Consider the following 15,922-nt stretch of genomic DNA (forward strand, 5'->3'; position numbering starts at 1 on the left):
ACTTCTAAAAACTATTAATTGTAAATTTTTGAGTAGAAAAAAATAAATAACAACAAGCCAATAATACCTGTTGCTAAAGTGGTATTTAAAAACTGATTATGAGTATTGTAATACTTGCCTTTAAAAAAAGAATTTTTGTCTTCTAAAGCGCTTAAAACATCTTTAGTATCTCCAATTCCATAACCAAACAAAGGTTTTTCATTAATAGCATTCAGAGTAGTATTTATTAAGTTTATTCTTAAATTAGTAGATGAAGCTTTGGTGTTATCAAATAAAACCGAAAAATCATTAAACCTATTTGATATATCTGGTATAAATTTGATTGTAATAAAAAACAACAATAAAACTAAAAAAACAAAGAATGTTTTTACTTTAATTTTGATTGCTTTATTAAAAATAATAAAAACAAAAAAAAGAACGCTCATAATTATAATTGCACTTTTTCTTGAAAGTAAAATTAAATTTAAAACTAAAAGAATGTTTCCTATAATTATTAACAACTTGTACTTTTTTATTTTAAATAGACTTATCGAAAAAATAATTGAAATAGAAGTAATTAACGAAGCATAAATTGGATGCATTGAGTACCTACCTAATTGCCCAATAATTCTGTAACTGTAATTAAGAAAATAATTTTCTGTTACAAAGCCTCTAAAGTAAAAGATAAAAAAAACTACTACAAACAAGATAAGGGTACTTATATAAAAATACAATTTTGCTTTTAAAAATAATTTTACAGAAAAGATAGTTTTGCTTTCCCTTAAAACAAAAAAAGCTATTGGAAATAAAAATAAAGGCAAAGATCTAAAAATATATTTTAAGCCAAAAGATGTATTGTTTGAGTACAATAAACTTACTACTAACATTAGAAAAACCGATGTATTAATTACTAAAAGGTTTTTAAATTTTATTGCAGAATTAAATACACAACTTCTCTTTTTTATTAGGGTATATATTGCTGTAATAAAAAACAATACAACAAATGTAGGTTTTACATTATCTGGATAAATTGGAAATAAAAAAAGATTTAAAAAAACAATTTCTGTAAATCTTTTAAAAGTTAATGTTTTAAAAGTTACCATAGTTTTATTCCTTTATAGAGGTAAAATATTACTTTTGGTATTACATAAATTCCAAAAGAAACTAAAATTAATTGAGAAAAACCATTTGTAAAATCTCCTCTTAAAAAATAAACCATATGAATTGCAATAAAAAAAGCAAGTGTTTTTTTTAAGTAATCATCAGATTTTAATAATTGTAATGCTTTTGTAAAAAAGTAAGCAAAAATAAAAGCGAATAAAATAACACCAAAAACTCCAAAATTTAAATATCCTTCAGAAATAAATGGATTTGATATATTATTAAACCAAAAATCATGCTTATCAATTAAATAATTACCAATATACTGACCCGATGTAATTGGTTTAGCCTCCCAAACAGATCTTGGTACAAAAAAGAAAATTGCACTTGTTAATTGTTCTCCAAAACTAAATCCATAATCTGAAACATTTTCTATAGTTGCCAAAAAATTAGCATACGCATCAAAATTAATAGTATTAAAATTACTTAGTAAAACATCTTCATTTATAGATTCTGTAATTAATTTAGGGTTAGAAATCACTTCGGAAAACGAAGCGTTTACATGCGTAAATACAGACAATATTGGCATTAATAATATGAGACTAAAATATAAAATTAATGTAGTTTTAATGTTAGTATTAAATAACTTAGGCCAAAAAAGAAACAAAATACAAAAATAAATAGGTCCTAATCCAGATCTTTTTTCCATAAATGGATTTTTAAAAACCACAATTAATAATAAGAAAATTAGAAGCGTAGAAACTACAACTATTAAGTTTATAGATTTCTTACCCTTTTTCTTAAAATACATTATACACAATGCTATACCTGCTAGTGGTACAGAAAACAAAACCTTAGAAATAACAATTTTAATTGATTTTGCACTATCTAACTGAAGTTTCCAAGTTGGTGTAGATAGTTTTTGCTGTATGTAATCTAAATTAAAAATTAAAATTATAATAGAAAGTAGAAGTATTACTAAGATATCAAACGGAATTTCTTTTCTTATTTGATAAGGTTTTACAAACTTATTTCTTTTTTTAAAAACAAGATAACTTATAAAAAAGACAACATTAAAAATTAAGATATAAAGATTTGCTGTTATCGTTTTTTGCCAATTATATGGTAAATTATTTACATGTATTTGTAGCTGCGGATCTATCTTAGAAATTTGCGCTAAAGGAGCAATTATAAAAAATAAAATATTAAATATTAAAAATGCTGATATAAATGGAGAAAATTCTTTTTCTAAAAAAAATGATAATACATAATTACCATTAAAACTAAATAGTTTAAAAAGAAAAAAGAAAGCACAAATAGATTAATATCAACCAAAAAAAACTGAATTCCTGTGACTATAAAAAACAATAAAAAAACAAAATTTTTCAAATTAGCTTAATTTATGTATAACTAATGTTTTTCTTTTAAATGAATAATATAGTCTTATAAACGCCATTAAAACATCTCCAAAAATTCTTAAATAAATTAAATTCCAAAAGTTTATAGTATCTGTAAAATATAAAATTACTAAAACTAAAATATAAACGACTGAAGTAAAAATTAATGAAAAATTATATTCTTTAAAATACCCAAATGCTACTAACGAACAGGTTCCTAAAATAAACGTTAATGCTACAAAAGGGCAAAGTATCGTTAATAATTTTAAAGTGGGAGAAAATTGAAGCATTTCTTCACCACCAAACCAAATCATAAAATAATCTGCCATTAGATATATTATAAAACCTATTATTGAGCCTATTATCAAAGACAAATAGACCAATTTTTGTAATAGTTTTTTATTTTTTGTTCTAGATATTGTTGGAAAAACTGCTTGTTGCAACATCTCGAACGGAATAACACCTAACATGATAACTTTTAAACTTGTATCAAAACCTGTAACTTGTTCAAAAAGGCAAAATTCGCCAATAAAAAATATTGTTCCAAAATTAAATACTAAAGATAAGAATCTACCAATAAAAAAAGGCAACGATTCTGTAAAATACATTTTAAGTTTTTTAATTGATAATAATGTAAATTTTATCTTATAATATTTAAAAAGATAAAAAACACCGAAAACTCCCATTAATACTGAGGAAATCACAAACAAAGAAATGTATGCTATTAGGTTCTGTTCAGTTGTTACAAAAATAATGGTACCTATTAACAGAAAAAGCCTTGTAAGAAAAACAATAATAGTTGCGGGTTTTAAGTTTTCTACACCTTGAAAAAACCAAACAGGAAAAAGCACCTCTCCAATACCGCAAAACATAAATAATAAAAGTAGTTGCTTGTAAGCCAGAAATGTTTCAAAATTTCCTAAAATAAGAATACAAATTATAGAAAAAATGAATAACAATCCTTTAATAATAAATATTGATGAAACAATTTCATTAATTTTAAGTGTGTTTTCCTTGTTTTCTACAATATACTTAGCTGCATAAATATTAAAACCGAAGTTAACAATCATTAAAAAATACTGAATTACAGAATCTAACCAAGTGACTAAGCCATATTTTTCGTTTCCTAAAACCCTAATTAAATAAGCTGCTAAAATTACTTTAATACCAATATTAAAAAACTTCATCAAAGTTAAATAGGAGAAGTTTTTAAGTATTATTTGAGTATTTGAATTAATGTTTTTAAGCATTACTTTTTTATAATTGTATTAAAAACGTTTTGGGAAAAATTATTTTTTGATTCGTGAAAAACCTCTGTAATTTTCTTTCTTTTTTCTTTGTATAAATCTTGTTTATCAATAAACGTTTTCTCTAAAAACGGAATTAAATCTTCTTGTTGTATAATTATCTCTCCAGGCATAAAATCTATAGGTTTATCAAATACAAATCCTCTTGAGTTTTTATATTGGTCAAAATCTGATACTAGAAACGCTATTGGTTTGTCTAATAATAAATAATCTATATAAATTGACGAAAAGTCTGTTAACAATAAATCCGTTTGATTTAACACTGAATATAATGAGATTCCTTTTTCTTCAAAAATACTATTTTCTAAAAAACACAAATTTGAATATTGATTAAAATCTTTAACTTTCATAAAATCCATAGGATGCAACTTTACAAAACATATAGAATTAATAGATTCAAAAAAAGTATTTAATTTTGATAGTTGTTCTTTTTCAAGGAAATTATTCGAATCACCTAATTCGCCATCAACTCTAACATCTCCTACTATAGACTTTCTATAAGTTGGCATCCATAAAATTACTTTTTCAAAATCTTTTTTCTGTTTGTTTATTAGATCTAATAAACTAAATTTATTAGAAAAAATGAAATCGTTTCTAGGTTGACCAGAATTTATAACATTCTCCAGATCTAAATCGAAAGCTTTACTCATAATTTCTTGAAACAATTTTGATGTTGAAATTACATAATTCGATTCTGGAACTCTCTTGTTGTTATCTAAATGACCAATATTTTTTAAAGGCATACCATGCCAAAGATTTACATTTACTTGTTTTTTTGATAAAGAGATATTATTAAAAATACCATGTGTATGAAAGATATACTTAGATTTCGAAAAATAATACAATCCTAATAATGATTTCTTTTTGTAAATTTTAAAATTTTTAGAAGTAGTATAATTTGATATTAATTTATAAAACCTCTCTTTATCATCATCATTTATTACCCAAATGTTTTGATATTCTGGATGATTATTTATTACATAACAAAAAAAGAAAAACTATTATCTGAAAAATCTGGAAAACTATGAAATAACAGCGTATTCTTTTGTGGCTTAATAAATAACCTAATAATTTTTATTAGTAGTTTTAATATCAAATTATTATTATTTATTATTCATAGCTACTTTTAATTTTGTTGTAGAAATATCAATTGTTCTAGGTAAGTATATAACTTCGCAAAATTCTTTTAAATCATCAAATTTACCTTCCCAATCATTTCCCATAACAAAAATATCTGCATTATGATTTTTAACATCTAAAACTTTTTGATCCCAATTAGATTCTGGGATAACCTCATCTACAAAGGCTATAGACTCTAATAATTCTTTCCTATTTTTATAAGAAATCTTACATTCTTTACCCTTAACTAAGTTAAACTCATCTGTAGATAAACCAACAACTAACCTTTTACCAAGTCTACTAGCTCTTTTAAGAATTTCTATATGTCCGTAATGAAGTAAATCAAAAGTTCCATAAGTTAAAACTGTTTTATTATCATTTTCTACATTCTTAGAAAACTCTTTAAAAGTTTTTAATCCTTTATCTTTTTCAGACAATATAATTTCTTCTTCTTTTAACTTCCAATCAATATTTAGTTGTGGATCATTATACAAAACACCTTGTTCAGAATCTACATTGTAATAATTATCACATTTATAAGATACAACTGTGTTATTTTCTAACACAGAAAAACCATGTAAGAATCCTCGAGGAACAAATAATTGTTTGTTATTTTCTTCTGATAAAATACAAGAAAAATGTTGCCCATAAGTAGGAGAATTTTTTCTAACATCTACAGTAACATCTAAAATTTTACCCTTTACAACTCTAACTAATTTTGCTTGTGCAAACTCTCCCCTTTGTAAATGCAAGCCTCTTAAAACACCAAATTGTGATGTAGATTGATTTCCTAAAACAAAATCAACATCTAATCCTGTTTTTTCTTTAAATTCGTTTTTATTATACTCTAATAAAAAACAACCTCTATTATCTTTAAAAAAGGTTGGTTCTATTACAAAACAATCTTTTAAATGTGTTTCTTTTACAATCATTTAATATCTAATAAATTTTTACCATAACCACTTTTTAACAAGGGTTCTGCTAATTCTTGTAATTGTTTTTTATTTATAAAACCACTAGCAAAAGCTGCTTCTTCTATAGAGCCTACTTTTAAACCCTGTCTTTCCTCAATAACCTCAACAAAATTACTTGCTTGCATTAACGATTTAAAAGTACCAGTATCTAACCAAGCAGTACCTCTATCTAGTATTCTAACAGAAAGATTACCTTCTTTTAAAAACACTTTATTAATATCTGTAATTTCTAATTCTCCTCTCTTACTTGGCACTAACTTCTTTGCTTTTGTTATCACAGAATTATCATAAAAATAAATTCCAGGAACTGCAAAATTAGATTTTGGTTTTTTAGGTTTTTCTTCAATTGAGATTGCGTTGTGTTGCGCATCAAACTCTACAACACCATATCTTTCTGGGTCATTTACATGATATGCATATACAATTCCGCCTTCTAAGTTCGTGTTTTCTCTTAATAAGAGAGACAAACCTGCGCCATAAAAAATATTGTCTCCTAAAATAAGTGCTACTTTATCATCTCCTATAAAATCTTCAGCAATTAAAAATGCTTCTGCTAAACCATTAGGGTTTTCTTGAACTTCATATTGAAAATTACAACCAATTTTATTTCCATTTCCTAATAACTTTTTAAAAAGAGGTAAATCTTGTGGAGTTGAAATAATTAAAATATCACTTATTCCAGCTGAAATTAAGGTTGATAACGGATAGTAAATCATCGGTTTATCATATATAGGCATTAATTGCTTACTTACAGATAAAGTAAGTGGATGTAACCTTGTTCCAGAACCTCCAGCTAAAACTATTCCTTTCATTACTTATATTTTTCTAAATACCAATTTATGGTTTTTGTTAAACCCGAATCAAAGCTTTCTTTAGCATTCCATTCTAATTCTTTTTCAATTTTTGATGCATCTATAGCATATCTAAAATCATGTCCTAATCTATCTTCTACAAATGTTATTTGTTTTTTGTAAGAGTAATTTTTGGGCAGAATATCATCTAATATTTCACAAATCTTAGTAGCAATATACAAATTATTATATTCGTTTTTACCGCCAATATTGTAAGTTTCACCGGCTTTTCCGTTTTTATAAGCTAGCTCAATTCCTTTACAATGATCCATTACAAATAACCAATCTCTAATATTTTTACCATCACCATAAATGGGAATATTTTCTCCTTCAATTGCTTTTCTAATAATAGTTGGTATTAGCTTCTCGTTATGCTGTTTAGGACCATAATTATTAGAACAGTTTGTAGTTACAACATTTAAACCATAAGTATGAAAATAACTTCGTACTAAAAAGTCTGATGATGCTTTTGATGCACTGTAAGGACTGTTTGGAGCATAAGATGTTTTTTCTGTAAACAACCCTGTTTCTCCTAAAGAACCGTAAACCTCGTCTGTAGAAATATGATGAAATCTTGCATTTTTAAACGCTGCTTTATATTGATTTGAATCATCAAGCCAATAATTTTTAGCGGCGTCTAATAAATTAAAAGTTCCAAAAACATTCGTTTTAACAAAAGCATCCGGATTTTTAATTGAATTATCTACATGAGATTCTGCTGCAAAATGTATAACACCAGAAAAGTTATACTGTTTAAAAAGTTTTTCTATTAAACTTCTTTTACAAATATCTCCCTTTACAAACGTATATCTTGGGTTGTTTTCAGCATCTTTTAAATTACCTAAATCACCAGCATACGTTAATAAATCTAGGTTTACTACATGTACTTTTTTATTATTCTCTAAATAATATGAAATAAAGTTTGAGCCAATAAAACCTGCTCCTCCAGTTATAAGAACTGTATGCATGTTTTATTTTTTATAGTTTTCTAAAAACTTATTTAATTTCATAAGAAGTAAGAAAACAATCATTAAAACCGATCCAACAATCCCTAATAAAAAAGCTTTATTTTTAGTAATCCCTTTTATCTCATAACCTACAGATTGAAAACTAGAAATAACATTAATAATTTTAAAATTAGTAGATTTTTCTGCTGCTAAACTCTTTAAGTCATAATTTAATCTTCTACTAGTTTCAAAAAGAGCCATCTCATTAGTCCCTTTCTTTTTATCTCCTAAATCTATACTTGTACCAGTATTAGATTTTTTAGCTTCTTCTAGCATTACTTTCATATAAACTCTTCTTAAAGAATCTATTTGAATTAAATTTTGTCGATATAAAGAATCTGTTCTATTTAAATTTTCGTTTGTTAATTCTTTAATTCTTTTAAAATAAGTATTATTAACCACTGATGAAATAATTACATCATCTAACTTATCAAAAACATTGTTCTTTTCTGCAATAACCGTAATCTTATGAACTTTGTAATCGTACTCTGTAAATGAGGTTTTAAAAACATCATACTCATAACTTTTAATAGCTAAAGTATCTATTGATAAAATCAATTCGTTATAAGCATTAATCTTATCACTATCTATAACTAAAGGTTCTATAGTAAACTTCTTTAAAGAAGCTGCCGATTCTTCATCTAAACTAAAAATAGTTTGTAAAGCAATAATGTCTTTCTGTTTTACTAAATCATTATAATAATTTACATTATCATATAGCTGCCTAGCACTTTTAAAATTTGGCTCTACTAACAGATCAGAACCATATTTTGAAGATGAATTAATTTCTAAAAATATACCAGCGATTAAACCAATAATACCAGTACCAACAATTTTTAAAAAATTTTCTTTTAAGAATAATAAAATGGAAATGATAAAATGGAACAACCCTTTAAAAATAGATCCAATAAAATGGAAAAAATTAGAAAATCCTTTTCCTATAATTACAAACAAAGAACCTAAATCTACTTCTTCTTCGTTATTTTTTTGATTTGTTGACATTATTTTAGTTTGGTTAAAAAAATCAGTCTGTTAATTAAAAAATTTGCTCTAATATTCTTTGAGTAATAGCGTATGTTGGTGTTACACCTGTCATACCTAAACCACCAGAAGCTAAAGTTGCACCTGTTTCTAAAGGATTATCAGAAGCATAATATGCATATCTTACTTTTACATTTTCAGAAATATTACCCCTAATTCTTGAGGCAGATTGTATTGCTTTTTGATAATGTGCACCTTCCATCTCAAGACCTATTACATTCCAAGTAGAATCATGAAAAAACTTTAATAAATCTTTATTTTGTAAAGACGTACCTAAAACAGAAACCATAGATCCATCAAAAGATTTTACTCCAAAACCATCTAAATCTTCTTTAGATAGTTCGTTTTTAAACGGATAATTATCCGCAGTTCCTTCAAAAATATGAGCATTAGGAATCATAATATCTCCTTTTCCTCCTTCTAAAATACCTGCTTTTCCCATTATAGAAACAGACTTTACGTCTAAGTGAATTTCATCTTTCTTATCTCCGTATGGTTTTAACAACTCATCCATCGTTTCAAAAGCTTGCTCACCAAAAGCATAATCCATTACAATAATAACAGCGTTTTCTTCTAGAGAATTTTCTCTCTTAAACGGTGAAACATCAAAATTTATTTTATTAGTGTCAATTATTTGTACATTAATATTCGTACCAGAAGTATCTTTTACGTAAATCAACCCATTTTCTGATGCATAATCTTTTACTTTTTTCTGTAATGGTTTGCTATCTGCATTACTTAATAATTGATATAACTCAAACCCAGCATACTTTTTAGTTTCTTCTGGCAAAGCTCCCTTTGCGTATATCGAATTTAAAACACTATGCATATTTGCACTTATAATATGAATTGGTCTTTTTAAAAGATCGTTATCATTTAAAATTGACTTAATATTATTTGCCCAAATATCACCATAAATATGATGTCCAATTTCTTCAATTAAAACAGTACTAAAAGTTACTGTTCTTTTCTTATTTTCAAAAACTTCATTTATTGCTAGTCTACCTAACCAATAAATTAAATTGAAAAATTTATGAGGATTTTCTTTTGAGCTAAAAACTTTATAAATTTCAGAAACCTCATTATAAGTTCTGCCTAAAATATTCCCTAAATGAACAATTAAAACTTCTTTGTCCTTATCAGAAATTACTTTCTTATTTAAAACAACATCTTCTAAATTTAACCATTCTCTAGTAAAATCTTCTCCATCATTTAAAGAAACACGTTCTTGAATTTTATGAGATTCTACAAATAAAAAGGTTAAATGCGTTAAAATATCATAAATTTCAGACCTTCCTCTTGTAATCTCTATATTCATTTGATCCTTATCTATCCGATAACAATTTCTCCTTCTTTTTGGTGGAATAATAGCTTTAAAATGTGAGTTTTTATACCCTTCATCTGCAGTTAAATTTATAAACTGACATTCTTCTATACCTTCTGGTAGCCTTTCAATAACATACACTAAACCGTCTAACTCTGTTCTATCTTCTGCAATAGAACCATAAATTTCTGGTCTTAAAAGCAACAAAGATTTACGTAAAGTTTCTCCTGAAACTCCCATTGGTTTGTAAAAACCTCTACTAAATAAATGACGCATAGAAATATATAATTTTTCTATGGCATTTGTAGACTCTTGTGCTCTTGTTCTTTCTATATTTTTAATTTGTGACATTTGTAATTTTAAAATGTAAAGGTAAAATTATTTACCCGATAAAATTTGCTTGTATTTACTTTCATTTTTAAGCAAGTTAACAGCTTCATAAATGGTTTTATCATTTTTTAAATGATGCTTATAAACACCTTCTTTGTAATAGAATTTTTCTAAAATCTCTTCTTCTAATAATATTTTTAAAATGTCTTTGTTTTTAGAAACATCCTTTATTTTAACTTCAATTAATTTTTCTTTAATTTCTTTATATTCTTCAGAAATGTTATTGTTTTTTGATGATAAATAAGCCTTTTTAAACAACTTTTCTTGTTCGGTAACAAAAGTTGTATCAACTTTTAAATAGTTTATAAAATCATTAAAATCTTTAGCAGAAAAATGATAGTCTTCTGCGTTTTCTAATTTCGAATTCTTGTAAGAATAATCTGTTGCAAAATTAAAAATTGCTTTAGATTGCAGTAACGTCTTAGTTGCTTCTGTTCTTTTAGATACTTTTATTTTTACATCTGGTGTAACTCCTCCTCCATCAAAAACTATTCTTCCGTTTTCTGTTTTAAACGTATTAATACCTTTATCAGAAAACTTTGGAACCTTACCTGTTTTTGCATCTCTATTTGTATAATCTAGTTCCTGAATACATCTACCACTTGGAGTATAATATTTAGATATCGTTAACTTTAATTGTGTGCCATAAGTTAATGTTCTATAGCGTTGCACTAATCCTTTTCCAAAAGAACGCTCTCCCATAATTACAGCTCTATCATAATCTTGTAAAGATCCACTTACAATCTCTGATGCAGATGCCGAACGGCCGTTAACTAACACAACAATAGGAATTTCTAAATCTAAAGGATCATTTGTACCTTTATAAGTATTACTCCATTTTTTAATTTTTGCTTTCGTAGTTACTATTACTTTACCTTTAGGTACAAAGAAATTAGAAATATTTATAGCTTCTAAAAGAGAACCTCCGGGATTGTATCTTAAATCGAAAACTAGTTTTTTCATCCCTTTTTTCTTTAAAGCTCTAAATGCTTTTTTTACTTCGGATGAGGCTTTATTATTAAAACGTGTTAATGTTATATAACCAGTTTCCTCATCAATCATTTCATAAAAAGGAACAGGATTTACTACTACTTTCTCCCTTGTTAATTGTTTTGTAATAATATTTCCTTGTCGTTCTACCTCAACAGATATTGTACTATTTGGTGCTCCTTTCAAAAACATAGAAAGTTGCTCTCTTTCCATATTTTTTAACGGTTGACCATTAACAGATATAATAATATCTCCAGCCTTTAAACCAGCTTTATCTCCAGAAAAACCTTTGTAAATTTCGCGAATCTGTATTCCTCTTTTGGTATAATAAACCGCAGTTCCAATACCAGAATACTCTCCTTCTCTTCTTATTTTTGCATCTTCAACAGCTTGTTCGTTATAAAAATTAGTATAAGGATCTAAATCTTTTAAAGTATTTTTTATTGCTTTGTTTGTAAATTCAGCCGGATTTATTTCATCTACATAATACATATTTAATTCCTTAAAAAGTGTATTGTAAATTTCAATTTGTTTAGCTACTTCAAAAAATTTAGATTTGAATGAAAACGATAAAAAAATCGTTCCAATTAAAAAAATTACAACCGTTTTCTTTTGTATTTTAAAGTGCTTCATTTTCATTTGTATTTACCTCGTCTATAAATAGATGTAAAAGTTTATTCATTTTTAAAGAAAGTTCCTCGTAAGATTTCTCTTCTTTCCCAATATACGAAATCATAAAAATATAGGGTTTTTCTATAGCGTCGTATATAATATTTTTTTGCAAACGATACGTTTCTCGCATTAATCTTTTTAACCGATTCCTATCTGGCGCTCTTTTAAAATTTCTTTTACCAACAGAAACCCCTACTTGTGCAGGAAAATTAGACGTATGTACTGTTTGCAAATAAACCATTCTAAACGGAAAAGCTTTAACAGAATTCCCTTCATTATAAAGCTTTTCTATTAATTTTTTACTTTTTAATCGTTCTTGTTTTCCTAAAGTAAACTTCATCTTTACAAACTTAAATGAAAACTATAACTTTTTAAAGCTTTACTACTATGAACTTTAAAAATTATGTATTTTTATTAAATCTTTATGTATTTAATTTTTGTTATAAAATTAAACAATAATTGATATATTTGTTAAAAACTATACAATTTAATAATTGATTTTTAATTATCAATTAAAAAAATAAGTACTATTATGAAACCAGATTTATTTCAAGCACCTGATTATTATAATTTAGATGATTTACTAACGGATGAGCACAAATTAGTTCGTGAAGCTGCTCGCGATTGGGTAAAAAGAGATGTTTCTCCTATTATTGAAGAATATGCTCAAAAAGCAGAGTTTCCAAAACAAATTATTGGTGGTTTAGCAGAAATTGGTGCTTTTGGCCCTTACATACCAGAAGAATATGGTGGCGCAGGTTTAGATCAAATTTCTTACGGATTAATTATGCAAGAAATTGAACGTGGAGATTCTGGAGTTCGCTCTACAGCTTCTGTACAATCTTCTTTAGTAATGTATCCTATTTATACGTATGGTAATGAAGCACAACGTAAAAAATATTTACCAAAATTAGCTTCTGGTGAATGGATGGGGTGTTTTGGTTTAACAGAGACCTAATCATGGCTCAAACCCTTCAGGTATGGAAACCAAATTTAAAGATATGGGAGAACATTATCTTTTAAATGGTGCAAAAATGTGGATTTCTAATGCTCCTTTTGCTCAAGTAGCAGTTGTTTGGGCAAAAAATGAAGAGGGTAGAATTCATGGATTAATTGTAGAACGCGGTATGGAAGGTTTCTCTACTCCAGAAACTCACAATAAATGGTCTTTAAGAGCTTCTTCTACTGGTGAGCTTATATTTGATAACGTAAAAGTGCCAAAAGAAAATTTATTACCAAACAAATCTGGACTTGGAGCTCCATTAGGCTGTTTAGATTCTGCGAGATATGGAATTTCTTGGGGTGCTATTGGTGCTGCAATGGATTGTTATGATACCGCATTGCGTTATTGTAAAGAACGTGAACAATTTGGAAAACCAATTGGTCAATTTCAACTACAGCAGAAAAAATTGGCAGAAATGATTACTGAAATAACAAAAGCACAATTATTGGCTTGGAGATTAGGTAATTTAAAGAACCAAGGTAAAGCTACTTCTGCACAAATTTCTATGGCAAAGCGTAACAATGTAGATATGGCAATTAAAATTGCAAGAGAAGCTAGACAAATGTTAGGAGGAATGGGAATTACAGGTGAATATTCTATAATGCGTCATTCTATGAATCTAGAAAGTGTAATTACCTATGAAGGCACACATGATATTCACTTACTTATAACAGGATTAGATGTTACGGGTTTAAATGCATTTAAATAAGTATAAAAAACTTATACATCTTATTGCTAAAGCAAATTTAAGATGCTTTTTGCAATAAAATATTAGGGCATCTCTTACAGTTGATGCCCTTTTTTTGTACTTATTACAACACTTATTTTTTGGTTTTATACAATTTGATGAACAAATACTATCGCAAATAGAAATACTTGTATTTGGTTTAGAGATTTGTATATCAGAATAAAAAACTATCATAATTAATATTTATGGCGCAAATATAAGCTTTTATTTAGAATAAATAAAAATAACAAATTAAAACTACGAGACCTATTAACACAAGTTTTTAAAATAAAAGGAATCTAAAAAAGTGAGGTCAATTAATTACTAATAAATAGTACTTTTTTATTGGTTTTAATAATCTCGAAAATTACTTTTGCAAAAGAAAATAGAAATCTTGTTCAAAAGAATAACTCCTTTACTATTTGTATTTTTATATATGCTAGCCATGTTAAGGCCAATAGCACCATTTGTTGAATATGCTATTAATCAAGATTACATTGCAAAGTTTTTATGTATAAATCAAGATAAGCCAGAAATGCAATGTAATGGTAAATGCCATTTATACAAAGAAGTAAAGAAACAACAAGAAGAAACGCCAGTATCACTACAAATTTCTTTAAAAGATTACCCAATTGGTTTTGTTAAAATCTTAAACATTAAAAAGAAAAAAGAAGTAAATTTTATTAAAAAAGAAAATTATACTTACTCTAAAAACTATAGCTATTTATTTTCTGAAGTTATATTTCATCCGCCTATATAATAAATAATTTACAATTAAAATTTATCAGAAATCTTTTCTGATGTAATCACTTACAAATTATTTAAACAAAAAATAAAATAGATGAAATCAATAAAAATAATTGGTTTAGGAATTGTTATGTTCCTATCTCAACAAATTACAGCGCAAGAAAAAGAAAATCAAAATTGGTCTAGTAACAGACCAGATGGTCATGCACCAATATCTGTTATGGCAGATCATTATCATGGTAAAGGTGGTTGGATGTTTTCTTATCGATTAATGAACATGAATATGGAAAGTTTACTTTCTGGTAAAGATGCAATTTCTAACACAGATGCTCATGATGCTGGTTACATGGTAACTCCTTTAAAAATGCCAATGCAAATGCACATGTTTGGAACAATGTATGCACCTTCTGATAGAATTACTTTATTAGCAATGGCTAGCGTTGTTAAAAATGATATGGATTTACAAATGAGAATGGCATCTGGAATGATTGTTCCTTTTTCTACTTCTTCTTCTGGTTTTGGTGATATAAAACTAGGAATGATTTATAAATTCATCAACAAAAACAAACAATCTTTACATGGTAATATAACTTTTTCTTTGCCTACAGGTAGTATCACAGAAACAGATGTTACACCAATGAGCTCACCAAACGAGGCTTTACTACCTTATCCTATGCAAATTGGTAGTGGTACTTTTGATACTAATTTAGGAATAACTTATTTAGGACAGAAAGAACAAGTTTCTTGGGGAAGTCAACTTACTACAACTTTACGTTTTGGCAAAAATTCTGATGATTATGCGCTTGGAAACAAGTTATCATTTAACAATTGGTTTGCTGTAAAAGCAAAAGATTGGTTAAGTTTTTCGGCAAGATTAGAAGGTAAATTTGTAAACAAAATTAGAGGAACAAATTCTAATTTAATGCCAATGATGGTTACAACTGCAGATACAGATAACTCTGGCGGAACTTACATGAATGGTGGTTTAGGGTTTAATTTATTAGCGCCAAAAGGTACATTTAAGGATTTACGTTTAGGTTTTGAATATACTACGCCTTTATATCGAAAACCAAATGGAATACAATTAAAAAACAAAGAAACAATTACAGTCGGTTTGCAATACGCTTTGTAAAACACATCTTGTTATTTTAAATCATTAAAAAAAGGAGTTATTTAAAATAGCTCCTTTTTTAAGAAAAAAAGACGATTTACATACTCTTAAAGTTGTCTTAAAGTTCTGTTAAATAGGCTTTATAATTATAGATTAAGTTAAACCTTTGCAAAAAAATTAGC

Annotated in this window: 14 protein-coding genes and 1 pseudogene; 4 read left to right on the forward strand and 11 right to left on the reverse strand. The window is 26.7% G+C overall.

The window, feature by feature from the left end:
- Window positions 1-14: 14 nt before the first annotated feature.
- Window positions 15-866, reverse strand: a complete 852-nt coding sequence (locus N5A56_RS12170; RefSeq protein WP_337994848.1) for an O-antigen ligase family protein — start codon at window positions 864-866, stop codon at window positions 15-17.
- Here N5A56_RS12170 and N5A56_RS12175 point away from each other — a divergent pair.
- A complete protein-coding gene (locus tag N5A56_RS12175) occupies window positions 751-1,008 on the forward strand; it encodes a hypothetical protein (RefSeq protein WP_265725692.1) in 258 nt (85 codons plus the stop codon). The two genes, N5A56_RS12170 and N5A56_RS12175, sit on opposite strands and share 116 nt — an antisense overlap.
- A gap of 67 nt (window positions 1,009-1,075) precedes the next feature.
- Here N5A56_RS12175 and N5A56_RS17740 read toward each other — a convergent pair whose 3' ends face one another.
- The 10 genes from N5A56_RS17740 to rnpA form a co-directional block, all read right to left on the reverse strand.
- Window positions 1,076-1,789, reverse strand: a complete 714-nt coding sequence (locus tag N5A56_RS17740) for an O-antigen polymerase (RefSeq protein ID WP_420793192.1) — start codon at window positions 1,787-1,789, stop codon at window positions 1,076-1,078.
- Between the two features lie 681 nt (window positions 1,790-2,470).
- Window positions 2,471-3,727, reverse strand: a complete 1,257-nt coding sequence (locus tag N5A56_RS12185) for an oligosaccharide flippase family protein (RefSeq protein WP_265725694.1) — start codon at window positions 3,725-3,727, stop codon at window positions 2,471-2,473.
- Entirely contained in the window at window positions 3,727-4,761 is a 1,035-nt protein-coding gene (locus N5A56_RS12190; protein ID WP_274270586.1) for a CDP-glycerol glycerophosphotransferase family protein, read from the reverse strand. The genes N5A56_RS12185 and N5A56_RS12190 overlap by 1 nt, the downstream gene beginning before the upstream one ends.
- A gap of 126 nt (window positions 4,762-4,887) precedes the next feature.
- Window positions 4,888-5,835, reverse strand: coding sequence for a dTDP-4-dehydrorhamnose 3,5-epimerase (rfbC, locus tag N5A56_RS17490; RefSeq protein ID WP_337994801.1), 948 nt, complete (start codon window positions 5,833-5,835; stop codon window positions 4,888-4,890).
- Window positions 5,832-6,689 (reverse strand): glucose-1-phosphate thymidylyltransferase RfbA, encoded by an 858-nt coding sequence (rfbA, locus tag N5A56_RS12205; protein WP_265725696.1) that lies wholly within the window; start codon window positions 6,687-6,689, stop codon window positions 5,832-5,834. The genes rfbC and rfbA overlap by 4 nt, the downstream gene beginning before the upstream one ends.
- Complete coding sequence (gene rfbB, locus N5A56_RS12210; protein WP_265725697.1) at window positions 6,689-7,696, reverse strand: dTDP-glucose 4,6-dehydratase; 1,008 nt, start codon at window positions 7,694-7,696, stop codon at window positions 6,689-6,691. Before rfbB ends, rfbA begins: the two co-directional genes overlap by 1 nt.
- Window positions 7,697-7,699: 3 nt before the next feature.
- Window positions 7,700-8,737: a hypothetical protein gene (locus N5A56_RS12215; protein WP_265725698.1), complete on the reverse strand. Its 1,038-nt coding sequence runs from the start codon at window positions 8,735-8,737 to the stop codon at window positions 7,700-7,702.
- 34 nt (window positions 8,738-8,771) lie between these two features.
- Window positions 8,772-10,451 (reverse strand): DUF6909 family protein, encoded by a 1,680-nt coding sequence (locus N5A56_RS12220; protein WP_265725699.1) that lies wholly within the window; start codon window positions 10,449-10,451, stop codon window positions 8,772-8,774.
- Window positions 10,452-10,478: 27 nt separating this feature from the next.
- Window positions 10,479-12,113, reverse strand: coding sequence for a S41 family peptidase (locus tag N5A56_RS12225; protein ID WP_265725700.1), 1,635 nt, complete (start codon window positions 12,111-12,113; stop codon window positions 10,479-10,481).
- The gene (rnpA, locus tag N5A56_RS12230) at window positions 12,100-12,492 is read right to left on the reverse strand and encodes a ribonuclease P protein component (RefSeq protein ID WP_265725701.1); all 393 of its coding nucleotides are present in this window, start codon (window positions 12,490-12,492) and stop codon (window positions 12,100-12,102) included. Before rnpA ends, N5A56_RS12225 begins: the two co-directional genes overlap by 14 nt.
- A gap of 192 nt (window positions 12,493-12,684) precedes the next feature.
- Between rnpA and N5A56_RS12235 the strand changes: the two are divergent.
- The 3 genes and pseudogenes from N5A56_RS12235 (at window position 12,685) to N5A56_RS12245 (ending at window position 15,761) form a co-directional block, all read left to right on the forward strand.
- Window positions 12,685-13,864: pseudogene (locus N5A56_RS12235) on the forward strand (acyl-CoA dehydrogenase family protein).
- Between the two features lie 412 nt (window positions 13,865-14,276).
- Window positions 14,277-14,642 (forward strand): hypothetical protein, encoded by a 366-nt coding sequence (locus N5A56_RS12240; protein ID WP_265725703.1) that lies wholly within the window; start codon window positions 14,277-14,279, stop codon window positions 14,640-14,642.
- An 81-nt stretch (window positions 14,643-14,723) separates the two neighbouring features.
- Window positions 14,724-15,761: a transporter family protein gene (locus N5A56_RS12245; protein WP_265725704.1), complete on the forward strand. Its 1,038-nt coding sequence runs from the start codon at window positions 14,724-14,726 to the stop codon at window positions 15,759-15,761.
- The last annotated feature ends 161 nt before the right edge of the window (window positions 15,762-15,922 follow it).

Origin of the sequence: Polaribacter ponticola, assembly GCF_026191475.2 — a bacterium.
Taxonomy (GTDB): Bacteria; Bacteroidota; Bacteroidia; order Flavobacteriales; family Flavobacteriaceae; genus Polaribacter; species Polaribacter ponticola.

Coding starts and splice junctions, on each gene's coding strand:
- N5A56_RS12170 (WP_337994848.1), bottom strand. CDS start 866: ATGTTAGTAGTAAGTTTATTGTACTCAAACAATACATCTTTTGGCTTA.
- N5A56_RS17740 (WP_420793192.1), bottom strand. CDS start 1,789: ATGGAAAAAAGATCTGGATTAGGACCTATTTATTTTTGTATTTTGTTT.
- N5A56_RS12185 (WP_265725694.1), bottom strand. CDS start 3,727: ATGCTTAAAAACATTAATTCAAATACTCAAATAATACTTAAAAACTTC.
- rfbC (WP_337994801.1), bottom strand. CDS start 5,835: ATGATTGTAAAAGAAACACATTTAAAAGATTGTTTTGTAATAGAACCA.
- rfbA (WP_265725696.1), bottom strand. CDS start 6,689: ATGAAAGGAATAGTTTTAGCTGGAGGTTCTGGAACAAGGTTACATCCA.
- rfbB (WP_265725697.1), bottom strand. CDS start 7,696: ATGCATACAGTTCTTATAACTGGAGGAGCAGGTTTTATTGGCTCAAAC.
- N5A56_RS12215 (WP_265725698.1), bottom strand. CDS start 8,737: ATGTCAACAAATCAAAAAAATAACGAAGAAGAAGTAGATTTAGGTTCT.
- N5A56_RS12220 (WP_265725699.1), bottom strand. CDS start 10,451: ATGTCACAAATTAAAAATATAGAAAGAACAAGAGCACAAGAGTCTACA.
- N5A56_RS12225 (WP_265725700.1), bottom strand. CDS start 12,113: ATGAAGCACTTTAAAATACAAAAGAAAACGGTTGTAATTTTTTTAATT.
- rnpA (WP_265725701.1), bottom strand. CDS start 12,492: ATGAAGTTTACTTTAGGAAAACAAGAACGATTAAAAAGTAAAAAATTA.
- N5A56_RS12245 (WP_265725704.1), top strand. CDS start 14,724: ATGAAATCAATAAAAATAATTGGTTTAGGAATTGTTATGTTCCTATCT.